Annotated in this window: 18 protein-coding genes and 4 pseudogenes; 8 read left to right on the top strand and 14 right to left on the bottom strand. The window is 71.8% G+C overall.

Features of this window, described 5'->3' with window-relative positions; all coding sequences use genetic code 11:
- Window positions 1-2: 2 nt before the first annotated feature.
- Entirely contained in the window at window positions 3-572 is a 570-nt protein-coding gene (locus ACFYO9_RS08970; protein ID WP_355819982.1) for a hypothetical protein, read from the top strand.
- Between the two features lie 164 nt (window positions 573-736).
- Here the strand turns inward: ACFYO9_RS08970 and ACFYO9_RS08965 are convergent.
- From ACFYO9_RS08965 to ACFYO9_RS08955, 3 genes and pseudogenes are all read right to left on the bottom strand, one after another.
- Window positions 737-2,017 (bottom strand): annotated as a pseudogene (locus tag ACFYO9_RS08965) (tyrosine-type recombinase/integrase).
- Window positions 2,017-2,241: a helix-turn-helix domain-containing protein gene (locus tag ACFYO9_RS08960; RefSeq protein WP_355814298.1), complete on the bottom strand. Its 225-nt coding sequence runs from the start codon at window positions 2,239-2,241 to the stop codon at window positions 2,017-2,019. Before ACFYO9_RS08960 ends, ACFYO9_RS08965 begins: the two are co-directional and overlap by 1 nt.
- Window positions 2,238-3,197: pseudogene (locus tag ACFYO9_RS08955) on the bottom strand (replication initiator); the annotation flags it as partial. The pseudogene ACFYO9_RS08955 and the gene ACFYO9_RS08960, both read right to left, overlap by 4 nt.
- Window positions 3,198-3,257: 60 nt before the next feature.
- Here ACFYO9_RS08955 and ACFYO9_RS08950 point away from each other — a divergent pair.
- Window positions 3,258-3,722, top strand: a complete 465-nt coding sequence (locus ACFYO9_RS08950) for a DUF4304 domain-containing protein (protein WP_355814296.1) — start codon at window positions 3,258-3,260, stop codon at window positions 3,720-3,722.
- Window positions 3,723-3,875: 153 nt separating this feature from the next.
- Here the strand turns inward: ACFYO9_RS08950 and ACFYO9_RS08945 are convergent.
- Window positions 3,876-4,627: pseudogene (locus ACFYO9_RS08945) on the bottom strand (tyrosine-type recombinase/integrase); the annotation flags it as partial.
- A gap of 326 nt (window positions 4,628-4,953) precedes the next feature.
- Between ACFYO9_RS08945 and ACFYO9_RS08940 the strand changes: the two are divergent.
- A pseudogene (locus ACFYO9_RS08940) lies at window positions 4,954-5,399 on the top strand (transposase); the annotation flags it as partial.
- Window positions 5,400-5,458: 59 nt separating this feature from the next.
- Here the strand turns inward: ACFYO9_RS08940 and ACFYO9_RS08935 are convergent.
- Together ACFYO9_RS08935 and ACFYO9_RS08930 are read right to left on the bottom strand one after the other, a co-directional pair.
- On the bottom strand, window positions 5,459-6,376 hold the full coding sequence (locus ACFYO9_RS08935) for a DMT family transporter (protein ID WP_358777368.1): 918 nt from the start codon (window positions 6,374-6,376) through the stop codon (window positions 5,459-5,461).
- A complete protein-coding gene (locus ACFYO9_RS08930; protein WP_358777367.1) occupies window positions 6,373-7,269 on the bottom strand; it encodes a phosphatase PAP2 family protein in 897 nt (298 codons plus the stop codon). The genes ACFYO9_RS08935 and ACFYO9_RS08930 overlap by 4 nt, the downstream gene beginning before the upstream one ends.
- A gap of 160 nt (window positions 7,270-7,429) precedes the next feature.
- Here ACFYO9_RS08930 and ACFYO9_RS08925 point away from each other — a divergent pair, with 160 nt between their 5' ends.
- A complete protein-coding gene (locus tag ACFYO9_RS08925) occupies window positions 7,430-8,014 on the top strand; it encodes a TetR/AcrR family transcriptional regulator C-terminal ligand-binding domain-containing protein (RefSeq protein WP_355814288.1) in 585 nt (194 codons plus the stop codon).
- A 194-nt stretch (window positions 8,015-8,208) separates the two neighbouring features.
- Here ACFYO9_RS08925 and ACFYO9_RS08920 read toward each other — a convergent pair whose 3' ends face one another.
- The 4 genes from ACFYO9_RS08920 to ACFYO9_RS08905 all read right to left on the bottom strand — a co-directional run bounded on the left by ACFYO9_RS08920 (window position 8,209) and on the right by ACFYO9_RS08905 (window position 13,461).
- Window positions 8,209-9,156, bottom strand: coding sequence for a DUF2510 domain-containing protein (locus tag ACFYO9_RS08920; RefSeq protein ID WP_358777366.1), 948 nt, complete (start codon window positions 9,154-9,156; stop codon window positions 8,209-8,211).
- A gap of 176 nt (window positions 9,157-9,332) precedes the next feature.
- Window positions 9,333-10,523: an anhydro-N-acetylmuramic acid kinase gene (locus ACFYO9_RS08915; RefSeq protein WP_358777365.1), complete on the bottom strand. Its 1,191-nt coding sequence runs from the start codon at window positions 10,521-10,523 to the stop codon at window positions 9,333-9,335.
- A 666-nt stretch (window positions 10,524-11,189) separates the two neighbouring features.
- Complete coding sequence (locus tag ACFYO9_RS08910) at window positions 11,190-12,176, bottom strand: acyl-CoA dehydrogenase family protein (RefSeq protein WP_358777364.1); 987 nt, start codon at window positions 12,174-12,176, stop codon at window positions 11,190-11,192.
- 40 nt (window positions 12,177-12,216) lie between these two features.
- Complete coding sequence (locus ACFYO9_RS08905; RefSeq protein WP_358777363.1) at window positions 12,217-13,461, bottom strand: acyl-CoA dehydrogenase family protein; 1,245 nt, start codon at window positions 13,459-13,461, stop codon at window positions 12,217-12,219.
- Between the two features lie 111 nt (window positions 13,462-13,572).
- Between ACFYO9_RS08905 and ACFYO9_RS08900 the strand changes: the two genes are divergently transcribed.
- The 4 genes from ACFYO9_RS08900 to ACFYO9_RS08885 all read left to right on the top strand — a co-directional run bounded on the left by ACFYO9_RS08900 (window position 13,573) and on the right by ACFYO9_RS08885 (window position 19,078).
- Window positions 13,573-14,355, top strand: a complete 783-nt coding sequence (locus tag ACFYO9_RS08900) for an SDR family oxidoreductase (RefSeq protein ID WP_358777391.1) — start codon at window positions 13,573-13,575, stop codon at window positions 14,353-14,355.
- 144 nt (window positions 14,356-14,499) lie between these two features.
- Window positions 14,500-15,087: a TetR/AcrR family transcriptional regulator gene (locus ACFYO9_RS08895; RefSeq protein ID WP_355814348.1), complete on the top strand. Its 588-nt coding sequence runs from the start codon at window positions 14,500-14,502 to the stop codon at window positions 15,085-15,087.
- Between the two features lie 46 nt (window positions 15,088-15,133).
- Window positions 15,134-16,291, top strand: a complete 1,158-nt coding sequence (locus ACFYO9_RS08890) for an acetyl-CoA C-acetyltransferase (RefSeq protein WP_358777362.1) — start codon at window positions 15,134-15,136, stop codon at window positions 16,289-16,291.
- Between the two features lie 138 nt (window positions 16,292-16,429).
- The gene (locus ACFYO9_RS08885) at window positions 16,430-19,078 is read left to right on the top strand and encodes an AAA family ATPase (RefSeq protein ID WP_358707057.1); all 2,649 of its coding nucleotides are present in this window, start codon (window positions 16,430-16,432) and stop codon (window positions 19,076-19,078) included.
- A gap of 132 nt (window positions 19,079-19,210) precedes the next feature.
- Here the strand turns inward: ACFYO9_RS08885 and ACFYO9_RS08880 are convergent, their stop codons facing one another.
- The 4 genes from ACFYO9_RS08880 to ACFYO9_RS08865 form a co-directional block, all read right to left on the bottom strand.
- Window positions 19,211-20,257 carry a nitronate monooxygenase gene (locus tag ACFYO9_RS08880; protein WP_358777390.1) on the bottom strand — a complete coding sequence of 349 codons (1,047 nt, stop codon included), beginning with the start codon at window positions 20,255-20,257 and terminating at the stop codon, window positions 19,211-19,213.
- 74 nt (window positions 20,258-20,331) lie between these two features.
- The gene (locus ACFYO9_RS08875) at window positions 20,332-21,102 is read right to left on the bottom strand and encodes a CoA-transferase (protein WP_358777361.1); all 771 of its coding nucleotides are present in this window, start codon (window positions 21,100-21,102) and stop codon (window positions 20,332-20,334) included.
- Window positions 21,099-21,971, bottom strand: coding sequence for a CoA-transferase (locus tag ACFYO9_RS08870; protein WP_358777360.1), 873 nt, complete (start codon window positions 21,969-21,971; stop codon window positions 21,099-21,101). Before ACFYO9_RS08870 ends, ACFYO9_RS08875 begins: the two co-directional genes overlap by 4 nt.
- Window positions 21,968-22,741, bottom strand: a complete 774-nt coding sequence (locus ACFYO9_RS08865; protein WP_358777359.1) for an enoyl-CoA hydratase family protein — start codon at window positions 22,739-22,741, stop codon at window positions 21,968-21,970. The genes ACFYO9_RS08870 and ACFYO9_RS08865 overlap by 4 nt, the downstream gene beginning before the upstream one ends.
- Window positions 22,742-22,793 lie beyond the last annotated feature (52 nt).

Below are 22,793 nucleotides of genomic sequence, written 5' to 3'. Positions count from 1 at the left end.
AAATGTTGGTGATCAACCCGTGGGCCGCGCTGGCTCATGGCGGAGCCGAGTTCGCTGAACTCCGGAAAGCTGTCGTAGGCGAGTCCGTGAGAGCGGTTCGCTACGTGGCGCTGCGAGGGGAAAGCTGGCCCCATGGGCACAGGGAAGATCGTGCTCACGAAGTCGATGTGGCCGTTGAACTGGGCATGGAGAGCGGAGCCTCGCTGCTTCTGTCCTGGGCAATGGATGGCGTCAACGAAGGAATGGCGATTGAGTACAGGGGTCCTGGAGATGTGAGTGCAAGCCTGCCCGGGGATCCCATCGATGTGAGCGATCACGTCGACTGGGAGGGTTTCTTGGGGGTATCGATCGTGAGCATCGGGATCGCTTGGCACATCCCTAACGAAGGATGCCCGGAGATGCCTTGGGCCTACAACTTCAGATTCTCCAACGAGTCGAGTCTGGTGATTGCACTCGGTGAGTCTGAGGGAGCGGGATTCACGTACATGCCCGATGCTCTTCTCGTAATCTTCGATAAGAGCCTTGCGGCTTCTTACAGGATTCCTGCGAGCGCCACACCTTCGTGCGGGTAGAGCGAACGGGGGAGCCTGATTCGATGCATCCGGGCTTCACCTGTGCGTTTCTTCTCGCTCCTGGTCGGTGTGATCCATAGGGAATGAAGGAAATGCAGGGGCCCCACCAGAGTGATTTCTGGTGGGGCCCCTGTTGCCGTTTGACGGCAACGGTGACGGCAACGTCAGCGGACGACGGCTGCGGAAGGCGGGTCGTCAGGGGGGTCGGTCGGGTTGAGGGCGGTACCGAGGGTGTCGATGGCTTGGCGCTGGAGGCGGAGTCGGACGTGAGCGTAGACGCCGGCGGTGACGCCGATGTGGGCGTGGCCGAGGAGTTCTTTGATGACGACGAGGTCGATGCCCTGTTCCAGGAGGAGGGTGGCCGTCGAGTGGCGGAGGTCGTGGAAGCGGATCGTCCGGAGCCCGGCGCGGTGGAGGAGGAGGCGGAAGCGGCGGTTGAGGTTTCCTGGGTCGAGCGGTCTGCCCTTCGGGGTGGCGAAGACGAGTCCGTTGTCTGCCCAGCCCGTTCCGGCCGTCTGGCGCTCTTCCCGCTGCCGTTCCTGGTGGATCTTGAGGGAGTTGATGCATTCGGTTGGGAGGGCGATGCGGCGTTCGGAGGCGAGGGTCTTGGTGTTCAGGACGGTCAGGCCCTGGCTGCGGGTGCGCTGGGGGGAACGGTGGATGGTGGCGGTGCCCCCGTCGAGGTCGAGGTCTTCCCAGTGGAGGCCGAGGAGTTCGCCCTAGCGGAGTCCGGTGCGCAGGGCCAGTTCGTACAGGGCATGAAGCCGGTCGCCGTCGGCCGACTGGAGGAACTGCCGGGCTTCGGCGGCGGTGAGGGGCTGGAAACGCCTGGGGCGGGGCGTGGTCGTCTTGACGTTGCGGGCGACGTTGCGCGGCAGTTCGTCCTCGCGGACGGCGTGTTCCAGGGCGGACTTGAGGACCGCGTGGACATACGTGACGGTCAGTGGTGAGAGCCGCTTCTGGCAGCACTGGCCGATGGCGCAGCAGGTCCGCCGGTCCGTGTCCCGTTCCTGGGCACAGCACTGGCAGATGGTGCGGAGTCCGTCGAGGAAAGTGCGGACATCGCGGGTGGTGAGCCGGGCGAGCTTCTTGGCCCCGAGGCCGGGATTCAGGTGGAGGCGGATGGCGGCGGCGTAGCGGGTGTGGGTGTTCTCCCGCAGGTAGTGGACGGCGACGCCGTTCAGCCAGTACGTGAGGTAGGCGCTCACGGTGCTGTCGGCCGCTGCGACGGGCAGGCCGCGGTTGTTGGCGGCGATCTTCTCGGTGAGCTTCGCCAGAGCCTCCTTCCTGCTGGCGTCGTAAACACGGACGCGCTTGCGGGTGTTGCCGGGGGCGAGGACGTATCCGGCGGCTTCCCAGCGTCCGTCCTTGCGCTGGTAGACGGTCCCGTCGCCGTTCGCACGGGTACGGGAGCGGCGGGACGAAGCGGGGCGGGGCGTGGTCATCAGGCTGCTTCCTGTTCCATGCGGGTGCGGATGAAGTCGGTGAGGGCGTGGGTGGGGATGCGGCGGGCGCGGCCGAGGGTGATCGAGGCGAGCTGACCGGTGCGGAGCAGGTCGTAGACGGCGGAGCGGCCGAGCTGGAGGCGAGCCATGACCTGGGGCACCGTGAGCAGATCCAGCGCCGGTGCCACCTCCGCCTGGAGGACGGTGGGTGGGGGCGAGGTCACGAGCAGCCCCCTTCGGCCGCGAACTGCCGTTCTTGTTCCCTGCGGTGCCAGACGGAGGCGGCGAGGAGCGCCGCGCCGGGGCTGTAGCCCGAGCCGAGGTAGTTCCAGTGGCCGACGACGAGCGTGGTCGTCGGATCCGGTTCGGGGAGGCCGACGCGGGCGCGGGCCTGTTCGGTACGCCAGGCGCGGCGGGCATCGCGCAGCGCGCCGAGCGTGACGGAGTAGCGGCGAGACTTGGTGGAGAAGTGGCCCCGGAAGCCGAGCATGTGCGCCCACTTCCAGAGCTTGAGGTCGGCGAATTCCGGCAGGCGGCCCAGTTCCCAGCAGGTGCGGATCATCTGGCGGACGTGTCGGGCGACGGCGAGGCGGGGCAGCGGCCGAGCCTGTCCGGTGCCGTCGCACGCGCTGCACGGGAGCGCGGTCCCGTGGGGCAGGAGGGTTGCGCCGCGTCCCTGGCAGGGGCGGCAGAACAGGGCGCGGTCGAGAGTCCCGGACGCGTCGGCGGACTTGGTGGCGTACTTCGCCACGTAGGCGGCCACGGCCTGATCGCTGAATTCGGCGTCGGTGCCGAAGGCGGCGCTCTCGCGTACGTCGAGCTGCTGGCCCCAGCCAAGTTCGCGTTCCCCGACCGCGTCGGAGTCGACGGAGATGCGGGCGCGCGGCGCGGCAGCGCGGATGGCGTCCGTGAGCACGGCGACGGTGGCATACGGGGGCGGAGGCTGTGTGCTGCCGTCGGGTCCGTCGAGGCGGATCACGGCGTGGAAGTGGACCAGGCCGCGCTTCTGGTACTCGGCGACCTTCGCGAAGGACACCCGCAACGCCGCGCGGGCAGCCTTCTGGGTCATGCCGAGCTGGGTGGCGATCTCCCGGCGCAGGTAGGTGGTGAAGCGGGCCCACAAGGCTCCGGCGTGGGCGTTGAACAATACCGCGCTTACATAGTCGTACGTCGCCGAGTTGGAGGATATGACCGGTCAGGGCTGGACTGGCCATCTCGACACGTATAAGAGGTTCGGCTGATGGTTAACTCGCTTCTCCTTGAGGCTTTCAATGAGGTCTTCAAGCCGCTGGGTTTTCGAAAGAAATCGGCAAGCTGGTACAGAGTGTCTGGCGATCTCTACTGTGTAGTTGCCGTCCAGGAGTCCAGCTGGGATGAGTCGTGCTACGTAAACGTCGGATTCGCGCCAGCGGCCCATGTTAAGGCGGGGTGGCTCCCGGAGGTGAAATGTCTCGTCAGGTTCAGGGCAGACGCAATCACCTCCATTTCTCGCGAAGATCTCGACCTCCTATGTGGGCAAGCAGCCGAGACGTGCGGTGAGGATTTCCTTCGAATGGGCCTTGTCGAAAAGATTGCAACTCCAGTAGCGCGGGCGGTCAACCCGATTGGGAGCATTCAGGGCTTGAAGTCGCTGCTGCGTTCGCGTGTTAGCGATCAAGTGTTCATTCATCGTGAATTCAGGGGCGAGTTGGTTGAAGAGGGGTGACGCGGCGTCCTTGATTCGGAGCCGACAGGTTCGCTTCTGTGAATTCAAGCTTCTCGGAGTGCTGGTTTTGTCGGGATTGATCAGCGCTGACGGCAGTAAGTGACGGCAACGGCGGTAACACAAGGAGTGTTCGCCGCCGTGGCCGCGCGTGGGTTAGGGGCGGTCGAGAGCGTTGCCGAGGGCGGTCATGGCTTCGCGTTGGAGACGGAGTCGGACGTGGGCGTACACGGTGGCGGTGACGCCGATGTGTGCGTGTCCCAACAGCTCCTTGATCACAACGAGCTCCACTCCCTGTTCCAGGAGCAGGGTGGCCGCCGAGTGGCGGCGGTCGTGGAACCGAATGCGGTGGAGCCTTGCCTGGCGAAGCAGGATGTTGAAGTGCCGAGTGAGGGTGGCCCCCTTCGATGGGGATGCCGTCGGGACGGGTGGAAACGTGGCTGCTGTCCTTCCAGTCTGTCCCTGCTGCCTCGCGTTCCTTGAGCTGGCGGTCGCGGTGCTGTTCGAGGGATCGCGGACATGGCGTGGGCAGAGCGATGCGCCGTTCGGAACTCTGGGTCCTGGCGGGGAGGGCGGTCAGGCCCGCCTGAGTTGGTGCGCTGGAGGGTGCATCGGGTGCTGGCGGTTCCGCCGGTCAGGCCGAGGTCTTCCCAGCGCATGCCGAGGAGTTCGCCCTTGCGGAGCCCAGGATGGAGGGCGAGTTCGACCAGGGTGTGGGGCCGGTGTCCGCGCGCGGCGGCAAGGAATTGGCAGGCTTCGTCGGCGGTGAGGGGTTCGTAGCGGCGGGGCCGAGGTGTGCCGGTGCGGACGTTGCGCGGGATCTCATCCTTGCGCACCGCGAGCTCCAATGCGGACTTGAGCACGGAGTGTACGTAGGCCAAGGCCGGCGGTGAGAGCCGTCTGGTGCAGCCTTACCTATTCCTGTGGTTCGGCGACGCCATCGTTGTCGGCGAGGTCTCTTCGTCCACGGCGCACTGCACCGCGTAGAGGACCGGCTCCGCGTCCGGCTCGCGGTTGAGCTGGAGCGTCCAGGCCTCGTAGCGCAGGGCCGAGCGAGGGGCACTGTCCCCACCTCCGGCTGGCCACGGCCACCTTCGCGCTCAACTCCTCCGTCGGAGTCGGCATACGTACGTCCTCGGGCGGAACGTCCCACTCCCAGCCACCCGCGTGGAGGTCGAGGGCTGCACGTACGGCCCCACATGGCCATCACCACGAGCTCACTGATCAGGCGTGGGTGGTCGTTGAGCCGTTGCTGGCTCCGTCGCGGATGGGCCGCGGCCCGAACGCCACAGGCCGTGAAAAGACGGTCTACGAACGCTTCCGCCGCTGGTCGGCCGACGGCACCTGGGGCAACTTGCTGGCCCAGGTCCGGCAGCACTCGGACACTGCTGGCACCGTCGACTGGACGGTGGCGTGTGCCGACTCCACGACCACGCGGGCCCACCAGCACGCCGCCGAGGGGCGAAAGGGAGCTCCGGCCGGGCGAAGCGATCGGCCGGTTCCGGCGGCGGACTGACCACGAAGATCCTCGCCTGCGACGGCGAGGGCAGGCACCTGGGCTTCACCCTGACTGCCAGAAACGTCAACGACTGCACCCAGTTCGAGGCGGTGATGGCGCGCATCCGTATCGAGCGGTGCGGGCCCGGTCAGGGGAGACCGGGTCGTAGGCAGGCGAGGGTGACCACCTTGTCCGCGGCCACGAGGGCGGGCCAGTGCGAGGCCGTGGTCGCGAATACGACCTAAGACCGCGACAGGTGAAGCGCCGCGGAATCCGCCGACTGGCCGGGGATCGATGGAAGGAACTCTGGCACGGCCTCCTCCACGACCGGGAGCGTGCGCGGCGACCGCGTGAGGACCACGACGCCGTACGCCGCCACCGCCGCGCCCGCCACGGCCACGAGGATGCCGCCGGCCCCGCCCTGGAGCCGTTCGCCGAGCAGTGCGACACCGATCACCGATGCGGCGACCGGGTTGGTCAGCGTGACCACGGCGAGCGGTGCGCCGAGGCCGCCGCGGTAGGCGGTCTGCGAGAGCAGCAGACCGCCGGCGGCGAAGGCCGCGACCAGCACCGCCACGATCACCACCTGCGGGGTGAACAGCGGGCCCGTGCGGTCCGTCACCGCGACCGTCACGGTCTGGGTGAGGGCCGACGCGACCCCGGAGGCGAAGCCGGACGCGGTCGCGTGGCGCAGCCCCGGCCGGGCGCCGGGCCGCGACAGGATCCCGATGACCGCCATCGTCGACGCGGCCACGACCAGCGCCTCCGGCACCGTCAGCGTGTCGTCCGGCGCGGGCCCCGAAGCGGTCAGGAGCAGCGCGCCCAGCCCGATGAGGGTGAGGCCGGTGCCCCGCCACTCCAGCCGCGTGACCCGGCGTCCCGCGAGCCGGGCGCCGAGGGGCACGGCCGCGACCAGGGTGAGCGCGCCGAGCGGCTGGACCAGGGTGAGCGGCCCGTACTTCAGGGCCGCCACGTGCAGCAGCGCCGCGGACGCGTTGAGCCCGACCGAGGACCACCACACGCCGCTGCCGAGCATGCGCAGCACGCCGTTCTCGCCCTCGGTGACGCGCGAGGCGAGCCGTTCCTGGGCGACCGCGGCGGCGGCGTACGCGGCCGCGGAGACCAGCGAGAGGGCGACGGCGAGAAGCGTGGCGCTCATCGGCCTGCCCCCGAGGTGATCAGTTCCGACGGGGAGGCGGGCGCGGGCGCGACAGCCGGTGCCGGGGTCGGCATCGGTGCCGAGGCCGAGGTCGGCGTCGAGCGGTGCACCACGCGCGACCGGCCCGCGCGCGGCAGCCGGATCACCGCGAGGGCGATGCCGAGCAGCGCGGTCGCGACGAGCGCGTCGAGCCAGTAGTGGTTGGCGGTGCCGACCACCACGAGCAGGGTCAGCAGCGGGTGCAGCAGCCACAGCCAGCGCCACCGGGTCGAGGTGGCGACGATCATGCCGACGGCGAGCATCAGGGCCCAGCCGAAGTGCAGCGAGGGCATGGCCGCGAACTGGTTCGCCATGGTGTCGGTGGCGGGCTTCGCGGAGTACACCGAGGGCCCGTAGACCTGCGCGGTGTCCACGAGGTGCGCCGCGCCCAGCATGCGCGGCGGCGCGAGCGGGAACCCGAGGTGCAGCACCAGGGCGGCCGCGGTCAGCGCGGCGAGCACCCGGCGCGTCCACACGTAGTGCCGGGGGCGGCGCAGATACAGCCAGACCAGGAACAGCAGGGTCGCCGGGAAGTGCACGGTCGCGTAATAGGTGTTCGCGACGTGGATCAGCGTCTCGCTGCCGGTCAGGACATGCTGCACGGAGCCCTCGCCGGGCAGGTGCAGCGTGCGCTCGGCGTCCCAGACGTGGTGAGCGTTGCGGAAGGCCTCGCCGGTGTGACCGTTGGCGAGCTGCCTGCCGAATTTGTAGACGAGGAAGAGTCCTACGACGAGGAGGAGCTCGCGGACGAGGGGCGGTCGGGCAGATGTGTCCGGCTTCCGGACGGCTTTCGCGCCCGGCTCCCGGACCCGTATGTCCGGCTCCCGTTCGGCAGGCTCGGTTCGGGATTCCATCCCCCGGCCCCTTTACGTGACGACTGGGTGGTGCGGTGCTGAGCGGAGGATCGCCCCACTCATCGATACGCCAGTGTACCGATACGGAAGCGTACCGGTACACTGGCGTATCGAAAGGGGCCGATTCAGCCGGTCGGCCGCCGTACCGAGGAGAAGAGTCATGACGTCGACGTCGAACCGCTCGAAGATCACGCCCGAGCGTGAGCAGGAGTTCTACGACGCCGTCCTCGACCAGCTCCGCGCGTGCGGCTATGAGTCCCTGACCATGGAGGGCGTGGCCGCCCGTACCCGGTGCAGCAAGTCCACGCTCTACCGGCAGTGGAAGACCAAGCCACAGTTCGTGGCCGCGGCGCTGCGCGCCAACCGCTGTGTGCGGTTCGCCGGCATCGACACCGGCAGCCTCGCCGGGGACCTGCGGGAGGCGGCCCGGGCGGCCGGCGAGCAGTCCGGGCGGGACACGATGCTGGTCCAGGCGCTCAGCCACGCGGTCCTGCAGGACGAGGAGCTGCAGCGGGCGCTGCGCGAGACGCTGGTCGAGCCGGAGCGCAGGGCCATGGCCGCGATCATCCGGCGCGGCGTGGAGCGCGGCGAGATCGTCGAGGGCCACCCGGCGGTGGAGTTCCTCTCGGTGCAGCTGTTCGGCGTGCTGCGCGCCCGGCCGATCCTGGAGGGCGTCTACGCCGACGAGGAGTATCTGACCCGTTTCGTCGAGACCTGTGTGCTTCCCGCACTCGGTCTCACCTGATCGTGGGCCCGGGGCTGTTGGATGGCTGACCCGGGCCTGCCCGCGCCGCACCGTGGGGACGGGGGCGGCGCGCACCCCCGGACCGGACGGGGTTCCTCCTGAGCGGCGAGGAACCCCGCCCGGTCCGCTGCGTCACGGGCGCGGCGGTTCTGCCGGGTCCGCCCGTGCGTGCGTTCTTGTCGCCTGTACGTCGCCTATACGTTCTTGCCGGCGCCGCCACCGCCGACCGGACCGGCCTTGATGCCCTCGGCGATCTTGTCCATCGCGGACTGCGCGGGGGCGTCCTTGTTGACGTCGATGCCCATCCGGATGATGACGATTTTCGACGTGTCGGCGGGGGAGGGGAAGGCGAGCGACTCGACGTAGCCGTCGTCGCTCTTCTCTGTGACCGCCTTCCAGCGGACGTGGTAGCCCTTCTGCCCCGCTACCGTGACCGGCTCCGAGGCCAGCACCTTGTGCGAGGTGATCTTTCCGTAGGTCTTGCCGCCGTACCCCGACTTGGCGTTCTTCGCGATGTCCGCCTTCGCGGCCGCCTCGGGCGTCGTGGCGTCGACCTTCCACTGCTCGGCCGACTGGGAGAACGCGCTCCCGCGCGTGCACTGCTCCGACGTGTTGCCGGGGCAGGGGATCGGGTCGGTCTGCACCCCGGCGCCGTACCGTGTGCTCCCGCCCTTCCAACCGTCCGGGACCGGTATCTTGACGCCGTTCACCAGGTCGCTCGCGAACCCCGGGTCCTGCTCGGGCGCCTGCGGTCCGCCGCCTTCGTCCGGCGACCGCGGTGTCCGGGGCGACTCGGACGAGTCCGGCTCGCGCGGGCCGCCGGCCGACGGTTCCTTGGCCGTGGAGACGCCGTCGTCCCCGTCGCCGTCGGAGGTCAGGGCGTAGACGCCGCCGCCTATCCCGGCGAGGACGACGAGGACCACGCCGGTGGCTATCGCGATGCGCAGGCGGCGCCGCGGGGCGGGGGCGGGCGGCTGCCCCGGGTAGGCGGGGAACGCCGGCTGCGTCGGGTGTGCCGCGGTGCTCGCGGCGGCGCGCACCTGGTCCGTCCACACGGTCCCGTCCCACCAGCGCTCGGTGGGAGGACCGCCGGCGGTCTGGCCGGGATCGGGGTACCAGCCTGGGGGAGTCATCTGGGTCATGGCCGCCAGCGTAAGAGCCCCGCGTGAAAGGGGGATGAGAGGGTCCCCCCGGTGATGAACCGGTTCCCCGCGTTCTGCCCCGGTTCAGTACGTCTACCGCTGTTCCGTACGTCTTCCGCTTCTCCGCACGTTTTCCACTTTCCCGTACGTCTTCCCCCAGGCGTCCGCGATGCGGCTCAGCTCGCGGGCCAACTCCCGTCCCCGTATCCGTTGATGACGAGCCGCGAGGGACCCGCACCGTCCACCGTCCGCGGCCACGGCGTCCCCGGGCGCCCCGGGGTGATCGACCCCAGCACGCTCGCGTGCCGCGCCCCGGTGCTCGCGGGGACGGTGCCCGGCAGCCCGTGCAGGGTCAGGAAGCCGAGGACGGCGAAGGCGTACGCCTCCTTCGCCGCGGAGGGCAGACCCAGCTCGTCGGAGGCGCGCAGCGGGACACCCACGCCCAACTCCGCGCGCAGGGCGGCCATCAGCGCCGGATTGCGTGTCCCGCCGCCCGAGACGACCACCTCCGAGGCGCCGACGGAACGGACGGCGTCGGCGACCGTGCGGGCGGTGAGCCGGGTGAGCGTGGCCACGACGTCCTCGGTGAGCAGCTGCTCGTATCCCCGCAACGCCGTACGCAGATACGGCAGATGGAAGAGTTCCTTGCCCGTCGTCTTCGGCGCCGGCAGGGCGTAGTACGGCTCGGCGAGGAGCCGGGAGAGCAGCCCCTCGTCGACCGCGCCGCGCGCCGCCAACTCGCCGTCCAGGTCGTAGGCGAGGCGCCCGTCCGTCGCCGCGTGGACGGCGGCGTCGATCAGGGCGTTGGCGGGGCCGGTGTCGAAGGCGGTGCCGTCGGCGGCCGTGATGTTGGCGATGCCGCCGAGGTTCAGCGCGGCGGGGGCGCCGGGGCGGCCGCGCAGCCACATCCGGTCCACCAGGCTGACCAGGGGCGCGCCCTGGCCGCCCGCCGCGATGTCCCGGGGACGGAAGTCGGCGACCACCGGCAGGCCCGTCGCCTCGGCGATCCAGGCGGGCCTGCCGATCTGCAGGGTGCCGTGCACCTGGCCGTCGGCCACCCAGTGGTAGACGGTCTGGCCGTGCGACGCGACCAGTTCGGCCCGCCCCTCGCACAGGTCACGGTCGGCCTCGACCGCGGCGGCGGCGAAGGCCCGGCCGATCCGGGTGTCGAGCCGGCAGACCTCGGCGAGGGTGGTGGCGGCGGGTGGCAGCGCGGCGGCGAGACCGGCGCGCAACCCCTCGTCGTAGCCGCGGCTGATCAGTCCGAGGGGAGTGAGGGCCAGCCGGTCCCCGTCGAGGGTCAGATCGGCGGCTGCCGCGTCGATCGCGTCGTACGAGGTCCCTGACATCAGCCCGATCACGCGCACGTGGGGCCTCCTTCTCGGTCGGCTCACCCTTGCGCTTGATCATCGCATCCCACGCCGCACGGGCGGCAGGCCTTCCTGGAAAGCGGCACGGGGTGGGAGGTTGCCTGGCCGGTTTTCGGTTCCGCGTCGCGCGACCGTTCTATGGCATGGCGGTAGGCCGCCGCCTCTTGCACCCGACGCGAGTGGGGTGCGTTCGCGCCCTTCCGGCTTCCGGACCGGACGTCGGCGGTCACGGTCTGCTGTGGCGCATACCCGTGGGGTGCGGCCCGGCGCGCCTCCGCGCGACCGTGAACGCGGCCCCCGATGCCCTGCCGCGCAGCCGTCAGCCGTGGCGCCTCCTGGAATCCTGCCAGGGGTCGTCTTGCGGCGGGCGTCTGCTCATTGCTCAATTGCGCGCGTGCGCGCGTCAGGGCCCGTCCGCGTGCTCCTCGTGTCCTGTACGCACGGGGTGCGGCCTCGCACCGCGGGCACGTCTCTGACGGGTCGGGCGCGGCCTTTGCGGCCCCGCGTCCGATGCGTGTCGGCGAGGCCTTCGCGTCCGGCGCGCGGCGGTGAGGCCTTCGCGCTGACGCGCGGCGGTGAGGCCTTCGCGCTGACGCGCGGCGGCGAGGCTCGCGCCCCGGTCGTCCAGCCGCCGCCCCCCACCCACCTCGTACCCCGCCCCCCTCACTCGTACGCCGCGAGTGCCCTCTCCCGCCACACCCCCGGGTCCCCCCACGCACCCCGCAGAGCCCGCGCCTTCGTGAGCCACAGGGAGAGGTCGAACTCGGCCGTGTACCCGAGCGCCCCGTGCAGTTGGAGCGCGGCGCGGGCCGCCCCGTAGGCCGCCTCGGACGCCGTCACCTTCGCCGCGGCCACGTCGGCCTGCGCCAGCGTCGTCGCCGCGCCGAACACCAGCGGCCGGGCGAACTCCAGGCCCACCAGGACGTCTGCCAGCCGGTGTTTGACCGCCTGGAACGATCCGATCGGTACCCCGAACTGCGTGCGCTGCTTCGCGTACGCCACGGTCCTGTCGAGCAGCGCCAAGCCGACGCCCAGCGCCTGCGCGGCGGTGGCAAGCGCCGCCCAACGTGTCGCGTGCCGCGCGGCCGCGGCCACCGCGGCGCCCGTGGCGAGCAACTCGCCGCCGGGCAGCGGCGCGGCGAGCCGCCGCGCGGGATCCAGGGACCGCCGCACGCGCGCGTGCCCGGGCGCGAGCCGCAAGGTCTCGTCCGTCACGACCAGGACGAGGTCCGCGGTATCCGCGTCCAAAGCGTGGGGGCCGCCATCCGGCAGGGTGAGGGTCGCGCTCGCCGTCCCCGCGGCCAGGGCGGGCAGCAGGCGTTTGGCGGGACCCCGCTCGCCCTCCTCGGCGAGATGCGCCAGGAGCGCGGCCGCCGCCACCGTCTCGACGACCGGGCCCGGTACGGCGTGCCGTCCCAACTCCACGAAGGCGACGGCTGTTTCGACGGGCAGCGGGCCCACCCCCTCGTATTCCTCGGGCACCGGCAGCGCGAAGACGCCTGCCTCCGCGAGGCGCGCCCATATCGCGCGTCCGAGGGTGGGATCACCGGAGCCCCACGCGCGCGTGGCCGCCACCGTGTCGGCTGCCGTCAGCATCGCGTCCAGCGAGCGGGCGAACTCCCGCTGCTCGTCGTCGAGGAGGAACCTCATCAGCGGCGTCCCTCCGGCATCAGCGGCGACCCCTTGGGCATCAGCGGCGTCCCTTCGGCAGGCCGAGCAGCCGCTCGGCGATGATGTCGCGCTGGATCTCGTTGGTGCCCGCGTAGATGGGACCGGCGAGCGAGAACACGTACCCCTCCGCCCAGTCGGGGCCGCCCGCGCGCGGGCCGTCGGTCAACTCGCCGTCCGGGCCGAGCAGATCGAGCGCCGTCTCGTGCAGGGCGATGTCGTACTCCGACCAGAAGACCTTGTTGAGGCTGGACTCGGCGCCGATGGTCTCGCCGGCGAGGAACCGCGAGGCGCTGGCCCAGGTGAACAGGGCGTACGCGCGGGCGCCGATGACGGCGTCGGCGACGCGGTCGCGCAGCGCGCTGTCGGCCGGGTCCGCGTGGGTGCGCCACTGGCGGGCCAGGCGGTCCGCGGCGGCGAGGAAGCGGCCGGGGGAGCGCAGGGTGAGGCCGCGTTCGTTGCCCGTGGTGGACATGGCGATGCGCCAGCCCTGGCCCGGCTGGCCGATCACGTCCTCGTCCGGCACGAAGACGTCGTCCAGGAAGAGTTCGGCGAAGGCGGGCTTGCCGTCCAGGCGACCCACGGGGCGGACCGTCACCCCGTCCGCGTCGAGCGGGAACATCAGGTAGGTCAGGCCCTGGTGCGGCTTGGCCGGCCGCCTCCTGCCGCCCTCCTGGGGCTTCCCACCGCCCTCCCATGGCCTCCCGGCGCCCTCCGGCGACTCCCCGCCGCCCCCCGGCGGCCCGCTGCGGAAGAGGCCGAACGCGCGGTCGGCGAACGCGGCCCGGGACGACCAGGTCTTCTGCCCGCTGATCAGCCAACCGCCGTCCGTACGGCGGGCGGTGGAGCGCAGTGACGCCAGGTCGGACCCCGACTCCGGTTCCGACCAAGCTTGGGCCCAGACGACCTCGCCGGTCGCCATGGAGGGCAGCACCCGCGCCCGCTGCTCCTCGGTGCCGAAGTCGAACAGGGTGGGCGCGAGGAGGTTGATGCCGTTCTGCGAGACGCGGCCCGGCGCGTCCGCCGCGTAGTACTCCTCCTCGAACACCAGCCACTTGACGATGTCGACGCCCTGCCCGCCGTACTCCTCGGGCCAGGACACCACCGACCAGCGTTCCGCCGCGAGGGTGCGCTCCCACGCGCGGTGGGCGGCGAAGCCCTCCGCCGTCTCCAGGGAGGGGAGTGGCGCGGTCGGCACATGCGCGGCGAGCCAGTCGCGCGCCCGCCGCCTGAACTCCCCCTCCTCGGGGGTGAAGTCGAGATCCATCCGTGGCCCACCCTTCCCTAACAAGTGTTTGGTAGATTATCCTGAGAGGAGCCGACGAGTCGAGGGCCCGGAGCCGGAATCGGGGGACAGCTCATGGATGCCGGGGATGCCATGGACGCACCCGCCCAGGTGCCCGCGCACGACCTGCTCGCGGGCCGCACCGCCGTCATCACGGCGGCCGCCGGGGCCGGCATCGGCGGCGCCACCGCACGCCGCTTCCTGCAGGAGGGAGCCCGGATCGTGATCGGCGACGCCCACGCGCGCCGGACCAAGGAGACGGTGGCGGAGCTCGCCGCGGAGTTCGGCGAGGAGCGGGTCGACGGCACCCCGTGCGACGTCACGGATCCGGCGCAGATCGACGCCCTGTTCGACCTGGCGGAGCGGTGCCACGGCCGCCTCGACATCGTGGTGAACAACGCCGGCCTCGGAGGGACCGCCGAGCTCACCGAGATGACCGACGAGCAGTGGGACAAGGTCATCGACGTCACCTTGAACGGCACGTTCCGCTCGACGCGCGCCGCCCTGCGCCGACTGCGGGCCGAGGGCAGGGGCGGCGTGATCGTCAACAACGCCTCGGTGCTGGGCTGGCGCGCCCAGGCGGGCCAGGCGCACTACGCCGCGGCGAAGGCGGGCGTCATGGCCCTCACCCGCTGCGCCGCACTCGAAGCGGCCCCGCACGGCATACGGATCAACGCGGTCGCGCCGAGCCTCGCCATGCACCCCCACCTCGCCAAGGTCACCTCGCCCGAGCTCCTCGAAGAGCTCACCGCCCGCGAGGCGTTCGGGCGGTACGCGCAACCGTGGGAGATCGCCAACGTCATCGTCTTCCTGGCCGGCGACTACTCCTCGTACATGACGGGTGAGACGGTCTCGGTCAGCAGTCAGCACGCCTAGGCGGAGAATGACCGTGTGTCGAAACCGAACGAGAGCACCAGCAAGCCGGCCGGCCCCGCACCGGGCAAGACGGCAGGCCCCGCACCGCGTAAGACGACCGGCCCCGCACCGCGCAAGCCCGCCGGCGCCACGAAGAAGGCCCAGGTGAGCCCGTCACCCGAGCGGCGACGCGAACTTCTGGCCATCGCCGCCGACGTCTTCGCCGAACAGGGGTACAACGCCACCACGGTCCGCAAGATCGCCGATGCCGCGGGGATGCTCGCCGGCAGCCTCTACTACCACTTCGACTCCAAGGAGTCGATGCTCGAAGAGATCCTCCGCACCTTCCTCACCGAGCTCTGGGACGGGTACGACACCGTGCTCCAGGCCCAGCTCGGCCCCCGGGAAACGCTCGAAGCCCTCGTCACCGAGTCCTTCCGGGAAATCGACCGGCACCGCGCCGCCGTCGCGATCTACCAGAAGGAGTCCCGCCACCTCGTCGCCCAGCAGCGCTTCCAGTACCTGTCGGACTCGCAGCAGCGCTTCGAGAAGGCCTGGCTCACCACGCTGGAGCGCGGCGTCGCGGAAGGTGTCTTCCGGGGCGACCTGGACATCCGGCTCGCCTACCGTTTCGTGCGCGACACCGTCTGGGTCGCCGCGTCCTGGTACCGCCCCGGCGGGGGCCACAGCCCCGAGGAGATCGCCCGTCAGTACCTGTCGATGGTCCTGGACGGCATCTCCGTACGTACGTGAGCGGCGCGTCGTCGGACGGCGCCGCACGACCGAGGAGTACGCAGTCATGGCCGAGGCCTACATCGTCGAAGCGGTCCGCACCCCCGTCGGCAGGCGCGGGGGAGGACTGAGCCAGGTCCACCCCGCCGACCTGGGCGCCCACGTCCTGAAGGAACTCGTCGAGCGGACCGGCGTCGACCCCGCCGCCGTCGAGGACGTCGTGTTCGGCTGCCTGGACACGGTCGGACCGCAGGCCGGCGACATCGCCCGCACCAGCTGGCTGGCGGCCGGACTGCCCGAAGAGGTGCCCGGCGTGACGATCGACCGGCAGTGCGGGTCGTCCCAGCAGGCCGTGCATTTCGCCGCGCAGGGCGTGCTCTCCGGCACCCAGGACCTCGTCGTCGCCGGCGGCACCCAGAACATGTCGATGATCCCCATCGCCTTCGCCTCCCGGCAGGCCGCCGAACCCCTCGGCCTCACCGAGGGCCCCTACGCGGGCAGCGAGGGCTGGCGCGCGCGCTACGGCGACCGTCCCGTGAACCAGTTCCACGGCGCCCAGTCGATCGCCGAGAAGTGGGGGATATCCCGACGTGACATGGAGGAGTTCGCGCTCCGCTCGCACCGGCGGGCGGTCCGCGCCATCGACGAGGGCCGCTTCGACCGCGAACTGACCGCCTGCCGGGGCGTGACCACCGACGAGGGGCCGCGGCGCGACACCACCCTGGAGAAGATGGCCGGTCTCAAGCCGGTCCTCGACGGCGGCACGATCACCGCCGCCTGCTCCTCACAGGTGTCCGACGGCGCGGCGGCGCTGCTCATCGCGAGCGAACAGGCCGTCCGGGACCACGGGTTGACGCCCCGCGCGCGGATCCACCACCTCTCCGTGCGCGGCGAGGACCCCATCCGGATGCTCTCCGCACCGATCCCCGCCACCGCCCACGCCCTCAAGAAGACCGGCATGAGCATCGGCGACATCGACCTCGTCGAGATCAACGAAGCGTTCGCGCCGGTCGTCCTGGCCTGGCTGCGGGAGACCGGCGCCGACCCGGAGAAGGTCAACGTCAACGGCGGTGCGATCGCCCTCGGCCACCCCCTGGGCGCGACCGGCGTGAAACTCATGACCACGCTCCTGCACGAACTGGTGCGCACCGGCGGCCGGTTCGGGCTCCAGACGATGTGCGAGGGCGGCGGCCAGGCCAACGTGACGATCATCGAACGCCTCTGACCGGCCGCCGTCCGCCCGGGAAATGGACTCTTCCTCACCCCTTGCGGGAGTACCTGCGCCGACCGCGCTCCATCACGGCCCCGACCCGGCTAGTCTCGACTTCTGTACGTCGATTGAGCGACCCCGGGAGGTAGCGCGATGACGCAGGTACGGCCCGGAGGAGCTGCCGGGGGTCCCTTGTGGGAGCGCGACGACGAACTCGCCGCGGCGACCCGGGCCGTCGAGGACCTCTGCGCCGATGCGACGACCGCCGGCGGACTCATCGCCTTCAGCGGCGAGGCGGGCATCGGCAAGACGGCGCTCCTAACCGAGGTGCGCCGCCTCGCGGAGGGCCGCGCCACGGTCTGGTCGGCGCGCGGCGGCGAGACCGTCACCTCCGTCCCCTTCAACGTCGTGCGCCAGCTCCTGCAGCCCGCCCTCGTCCACCTCACCCCCGACGACGCCCGCGAGTACTTCGGCGACTGCTACGACATCGCGGGCCCCGCCCTCGGCATAGCCGAGCCCGGCGGTCGCCAGCCGGATCCGCAAGGCGTCTGCGACGGCCTCGTCGAGGCCGTCTCCCGGCTCGCCCGGCTGCACTGGCCGCTCGTCCTGCTCATCGACGACGCGCACTGGGCCGACCAGGAGACCCTGCACTGGCTCGCCACGTTCGCCCAGCGCCTGGACGAACTGCCCGTACTCGTCGTGATCGCCCGCAGGCCCGGCGAGGCCGCCGGCGAGAGCGCCCGCCACCTGGCCGCCGTCACCGCCAAGGCCCGCTCGTTCACCACCCTGCGCGCCCTCACCCCGGACGCCGCCGCGGGCCTGACCCGCGCCACGCTCGGCGAGCACGCCGACTCCCCGTTCTGCCGCGAGGTCTGGGCCGTCACCGGCGGCAATCCGTACGAATCCGTGGAGCTCCTCGCCAAGGTGCAGGACAGCGAACTCGACCCGGTGGAGAGCTCCGCCGACGAGCTGCGCGCCCTCAACCGCACCGCCCGCGGCCGCGGTCTCGTCGCCCGCCTCGAAGGTCTCGGCACCGACGCCACCCGGTTCGCCTGGGCCGCCGCCATCCTCGGCAGCGCCATCTCCGTCGAACTGGCCGCCTCGCTCGCCGGCATGACCACGGAGAAGGCCGAGCGGTGCGCGGAGCGCCTGTGCACCGCGCGCATCCTGATCGACGGCGACGACGGCATGGAGTTCGTCCACCCGCTGATCGCCACCACGGTCTACCGCTCCATCCCGGCCGCCACCCGCACCGCGATGCACGGCCAGGCCGCCTCCGTCGTCGCCCACGACGGCCGTGGCGCCGCGGCCGCCTCCCGGCACCTCCTGGAGGTCCACCCCGACGACGACCCCGAGCTGGTGGAGCAGTTGCGCCGGGCCGCCGCCGAACATCTGGCCGTCGGCGCGCCCGACGCGGCCCGCCGGTGCCTGGAGCGCGCCCTCGCCGAACCCCCGCTGCCCGAGATCCACGCGCGCGTGCGCTACGAACTGGGCTGCGCCACCCTGCTCACCTCGCCCGTCACCACCATCGGCCATCTGCGCGAGGCGCTCTCCATGCCCGGCCTCGACCAGGAGCTGCGGGTCGACGCGGTCTGCCGCCTCTCCCAGGCCCTGGTCCACAACGACCAGCTCGACGACGGCCTGCGCGTCATCGCCGAGGAGGCGGGGCGGCTCGACGAGGGGCCCGCGCGGCTGCGGCTGCAGGCCGTGCACTACATGTGGGAGGGCATCCACGCGGACGAGGAGGACTCTCCGGGACGGTCGCGGCGGCTCGCCGCGCTCGCCGGCCCGCTCCGGGGCCGCGACAACTCCGAGCGCGCCCTGCTGATCCTGCGCGCCTTCGACGCCATGACCCGCGGAGAGAGCGCCGAACTCGTCGTCGAGCTCTGCGACCGCGCCCTCGTCAACGGCCGCCTCGCGCCCGGGCTCGGCTGGACCGACCCCGAGTGGAGCTTCGAACTCCGGCTGATGCTCGGCGGTTCGTACGCCTTCTCCGACCGGCTCGACCGCGCGGAGAGCCTGTTCACCGAGGCCGTGCGCGCCTACGAGACCGCGGGCTGGAGCGGCGGGCACCTCGCCCTCTCGCACGCCTTCCTCGGCTATGTGTACCGCAGGCGCGGCCGGCTGACCGACGCCGAGCGCTCACTGCGCGAGAGCCTGCGGCTGGCCGACCGCGTCGGTGAGGGGCTGCCGATGCACTGGGAGGCGGCCAGCATGCTCATCGACACGCTCCTGGCGCGCGGCCACGTCCAGGAGGCGGGTGCCGTAGCCGACCGGTACGGCTTCGCGCCGCCGTCCGCCTCCACGATCTACGTGCCGGACGCGCCGTCCGTCCGCGGCAGGCTCCTGCTCGCCCTCGGACGAGCGAAGGAGGGGCTGAACGTACTGGAGGCGACCGCGAAGGCGCTGACCGCGCGCGGTCAGTACAACACCGTGCTCGCCCCGTGGGCGTACGACCTCGCCCGCGCGCTGGCCCACGAGGACCCCCGGCGCGCCGCGGATCTGGTCGCGGACGCCCGCAGGCAGGCCGAGCGGTTCGGCACGGACACCGCGATCGGCGAGGCCCTGCGGTGCGCGGCGGCGCTGGAGACCGGCCCACGCTCCGTCGCCCTGTACCGGCAGGCCGCCGGCTACCTGGAGGCCTCGCCGTGCGCGTACGAACACGCGGTGGCCCGCGTCGAGTACGGCATCGCCGCGGACTCCGCGACCGATCTGGAACGGGGCCTGACCCTGGCCCGCTCCTGCGGCGCCGACGGCCTCGCCGACCGGGCCCTCGACCACTTGCCACTGGTGAGGCGCTGAGGAGGGGGCGGAGGGCCTCGCGGCCACGGGGGCGGCAGGGGCCGCCCGGGGACGTCACCCGCGTCAGACCACCCGCGTCAGGCCCTCCGCCTGACGTCACCCGCGTTGGGCCCGCTCCGCCGGCAGAACACGTCACGCCCCCTGCAAGCGACCCAGCACCTCCTCCGCCTCCCCCAGCACCCGCTCCACCAGCTCCGCGCACGACGGCAGGTCCGCTATGAGGCCCGCTATCTGGCCCGAGGCCATCACGCCCAGCTCCGGGCGGCCGTCCACCATCGCCGACTTGAGCATCATGGGGGTGTTCGCCGCCAGCACGACCTGGCTCCACGTCAGGTCCTTGCCGTGCCGCATCGCCAGGCCGTCGCGGGCCAGTCGGCGCCAGCTCATGCCGGAGATCTTCCGGAACGCCGCCGCGTGCCGCACCGCGCGCGCCAGCGACGTGATCCGGCCCGCTCTCTCCAAGTCCGCCACCAGCTCCGTGCGCAGCATCCGGTGCGGGAGGCCGTCCACGCGCGTGGTGACCGTGACGTCCTTGACGGAGGCCGCCAGGTAGCGGGCCTTGACCGCGTCCGGCACCGTCGAGTCCGAGGTGAGCAAAAAGCGGGTGCCCATGCCTATGCCCGCCGCCCCGTACGCGAGCGCGGCGACCAGTCCGCGCCCGTCGTAGAAGCCGCCCGCCGCGATCACCGGCAGATCCACCGCGTCGACGACCTGGGGAAGCAGCACGGTCGTGGCGACCTCGCCGGTGTGGCCGCCGCCCTCGCCGCCCTGGACGAGCACCGCGTCCGCGCCCCACGCGGCGACCTTCTCCGCGTGCCGCCGCGCGCCGACGGAGGGGATGACCACCACGCCCGCGTCCTTGAGCTCGGCGATCAGCTCCCTGGAGGGCGCGAGCGCGAACGACGCGACCCGCACGCCCTCCTCGACGATGATCTGCACGCGTTCCCGCGCGTCACCCGCGTCGGCCCGCAGATTGACCCCGAAGGGCGCCGTCGTACGGGACTTGACCTCGCGCACGGCGGCGCGCAGCTGGTCGACCGTCATCGTGGCGGAGGCGAGGATACCGAGCGCCCCCGCCTCGGCGGTCGCCGAGACGAGGCGGGGCCCCGCCACCCAGCCCATGCCGGTCTGCACGATCGGATGCCGCACGCCGACCAGCCGGGTCAGCGGCGTCTCCAGGAGGGGGGTTCCGGAGAGCGGGCCCGTCCCGGAGAGCGGGTTCGCCCCGGACGGCGGGCCCGGTGGTTCTCGCGTCACGCGCGCACCTCGCGGTCGCGCAGGCCGCGCGGATCCACCACCTCGCGGATCAGCCGCAGCTCCTCGGCGGTCGGCTCGCGGGTGTACGGCACGTCGTCCGGCACGGCCAGGGCGAACCCCGTGGCTTCGCGCACCTGGTCGAGGGTGACGCCCGGGTGCAGCGAGGCAACGCGCATGCGGCGGTCGGGCGTCCCGAAGTCGAAGACGCCGAGATCGGAGACGACCCGGCGCAGGTCGTGGAAGCGGGCCGCGGAGGGCCCGGCCGCCGCCGCGCTGTCGTACCCGACGCCGCTGATCATGTCGACCTTCTCGACGAAGACCCGGGTCGAGTGCCTCGGCACCCAGTAACTCACCGGGTTGTTCAGTGTGTTGACCGGGGCGCCGCGCACGCCCAGGAGCTGGCGCTTGGGGCGCTCCCAGTCGCCGACGCACGAGATGTTCTGGTTGCCGTGGCGATCGAGCTGGCTCGCGCCCATCATCACGTGCCGTCGGCCGCCCATGACCATCGTCAGATGCCTGCGGTACGGCAGCCAGCCCTCGGTCACCGACGAGGCGGCGCCGACGGCCGGGACGTCGCCGATGAGCAGGGCCTCGCCGTCCGTGAGCAGCAGGTCGGGGGAGAAGGTGAGTCGGGCGAGGCGGGCCGCGACCGAGGGGACCGTGCCCATCGGGGAGGCGAGGATCTCGCCGTCGCCGCGCCAGGCCTCCGCGCAGGCGATCACGCAGTACTCGGCGCGGGTGACGGCCCGCGCGGTGGTCGACGTCATCGCTGCTCCTTGTGCCAGGTCCGGACGGCCAGGTGGTAGTCGCGCTCGTCGCCGGAGAGGAAGCGGGCCCGGAAGGCGTCCCAGGCCGCCGGGTCCGCCGCCGCGGTCGCGTACTCCTTCTGGAAGGGCTCGTCGCGGCCGTAGTCGGGCACGCAGGAGGTGAAGTGCGCCCCGCCGGGCGTCTCGGTCACGCCCGTCACCGCGTGCCGGGAGACCAGCATCGTCTGCGGCGCCGCGTGCGCGGTGAGCTCCTCGGGGCCGACGACGCGCTCGCACGAGACGTACGCGGTGTCGGCGGCCTCGCAGAACAGGTCGTCGAAGTACGGGTCGGGGCCCAGGTACTGTCCGTTGCCCGCGGAGTCGGCGCGGTTCATGTGGACCAGAGCCGCGTCCATCCGCAGGGCGGGTACGGCGACGAGCTCCTCCCCGTCCTCGTACGGCGAAGTGACTGTCCGCAGCCGGGGGTTGACCCGCAGGACGTCCGAGCCGAGGCCCGCGCGGATCGGCAGGAACGGCAGCCGCTGGGCGCCCGCGGTGAGCCCCTGCATGAACATCGCCTCGTCCAGCTCGACGAGTTCGAAGGCGGCACGCTCGCGTGCCGCCCGGAAGTGCGGCTCCAGGGGGATCGAGTCGAGGGTCACGAAGGCGGTGACCAGCTTGCGGATCCGGCCGGCCGAGGCGAGCAGACCGACGTCCGGGCCGCCGTACGAGACGACGGTCAGGTCCGTGACATCGGACCGCAGCAGCGCGCGCACCAGCGCCATCGGCTTGCGGCGCGAACCCCAGCCGCCGATGCCGAGCGTCATGCCGCTCCTCAGCCGCCCCACGATCTCGTCCGGCGTCATCCTCTTGTCGTTCCTGCCGCTCATGCCCTGCCCTCCCCGTGTGTCCCGGACTCTCCTCGCGTGCCGAAGTCCTCGCGGATGCGGTCGGCCAGGCCGCTGAGGTTCGCCTCGAAGGTGAAACCCTGCTCGAAGCGGTAGCTGCGGTGCACGTCGACGGGGTCGATGCCGTTGATCGCGGCCTTCGCGAGACGCAGCAGCGTGCCGTCCTTGCGGGCGATCTCCCGCGCCAGCTCCAGTGCGGCCTCGGCGAGTTCCTCGCGCGGGACGACCCGCCACACCGAGCCGTGCGCGTGCAGCGCCGCGGCCGTCGCCGTGCGCGAGGTGTAGTAGAGCGTGCGCATCAGGTGCTGCGGCACGAGCCGCGCCAGATGGGTGGCCGCGCCGAGCGCGCCCCGGTCCAGCTCGGGCAGGCCGAAGGTGGCGTCCTCGCTCGCCACGATCGCGTCCGCGTTCCCCACCAGGCCGATGCCGCCGCCCAGACAGAAGCCCTGCACCGCCGCGACGACGGGGACCTCGCACTCGTACACCGCCGAGAACGCCGCGAAACACCCGCGGTTGGCGCCGATCAGCGCGGTGTGGCCGGTGTCGCGCTGCATCTCCTTGATGTCCACGCCCGCGTTGAACCCGCGGCCCTCGGCGGCCAGCACGACACAGCGGATCGCGGGGTCGCACCCGGCCGCGCGCACCGCGTCCGCCAGGTCGTACCACCCCTGTACGGGAAGGGCGTTGACCGGCGGGTGGTCGACGGTGACGACGGCGACGCCCTTGTCCGGGGCGGAGGTGGAGACAGACATCAGAGGATCCGCTACCTTTCGACCACACGCCTTCAACCAAACATTTGTTAGT

This window comes from Streptomyces sp. NPDC005863, from assembly GCF_042871345.1.
Classification (GTDB): Bacteria; Actinomycetota; Actinomycetes; order Streptomycetales; family Streptomycetaceae; genus Streptomyces.
This window is presented reverse-complemented; position numbering and strand designations above follow the sequence as displayed.

Bases quoted from the DNA above. Each gene is read 5' to 3' on its own strand.
- ACFYO9_RS08920 (WP_358777366.1), bottom strand. From the start codon at position 9,156: ATGACCCAGATGACTCCCCCAGGCTGGTACCCCGATCCCGGCCAGACC.
- ACFYO9_RS08910 (WP_358777364.1), bottom strand. From the start codon at position 12,176: ATGAGGTTCCTCCTCGACGACGAGCAGCGGGAGTTCGCCCGCTCGCTG.
- ACFYO9_RS08950 (WP_355814296.1), top strand. From the start codon at position 3,258: ATGGTTAACTCGCTTCTCCTTGAGGCTTTCAATGAGGTCTTCAAGCCG.
- ACFYO9_RS08905 (WP_358777363.1), bottom strand. From the start codon at position 13,461: ATGGATCTCGACTTCACCCCCGAGGAGGGGGAGTTCAGGCGGCGGGCG.
- ACFYO9_RS08865 (WP_358777359.1), bottom strand. From the start codon at position 22,741: ATGTCTGTCTCCACCTCCGCCCCGGACAAGGGCGTCGCCGTCGTCACC.
- ACFYO9_RS08970 (WP_355819982.1), top strand. From the start codon at position 3: ATGTTGGTGATCAACCCGTGGGCCGCGCTGGCTCATGGCGGAGCCGAG.
- ACFYO9_RS08875 (WP_358777361.1), bottom strand. From the start codon at position 21,102: ATGACGTCGACCACCGCGCGGGCCGTCACCCGCGCCGAGTACTGCGTG.
- ACFYO9_RS08890 (WP_358777362.1), top strand. From the start codon at position 15,134: ATGGCCGAGGCCTACATCGTCGAAGCGGTCCGCACCCCCGTCGGCAGG.
- ACFYO9_RS08870 (WP_358777360.1), bottom strand. From the start codon at position 21,971: ATGAGCGGCAGGAACGACAAGAGGATGACGCCGGACGAGATCGTGGGG.
- ACFYO9_RS08935 (WP_358777368.1), bottom strand. From the start codon at position 6,376: ATGAGCGCCACGCTTCTCGCCGTCGCCCTCTCGCTGGTCTCCGCGGCC.
- ACFYO9_RS08930 (WP_358777367.1), bottom strand. From the start codon at position 7,269: ATGGAATCCCGAACCGAGCCTGCCGAACGGGAGCCGGACATACGGGTC.
- ACFYO9_RS08885 (WP_358707057.1), top strand. From the start codon at position 16,430: ATGACGCAGGTACGGCCCGGAGGAGCTGCCGGGGGTCCCTTGTGGGAG.
- ACFYO9_RS08900 (WP_358777391.1), top strand. From the start codon at position 13,573: ATGGACGCACCCGCCCAGGTGCCCGCGCACGACCTGCTCGCGGGCCGC.
- ACFYO9_RS08925 (WP_355814288.1), top strand. From the start codon at position 7,430: ATGACGTCGACGTCGAACCGCTCGAAGATCACGCCCGAGCGTGAGCAG.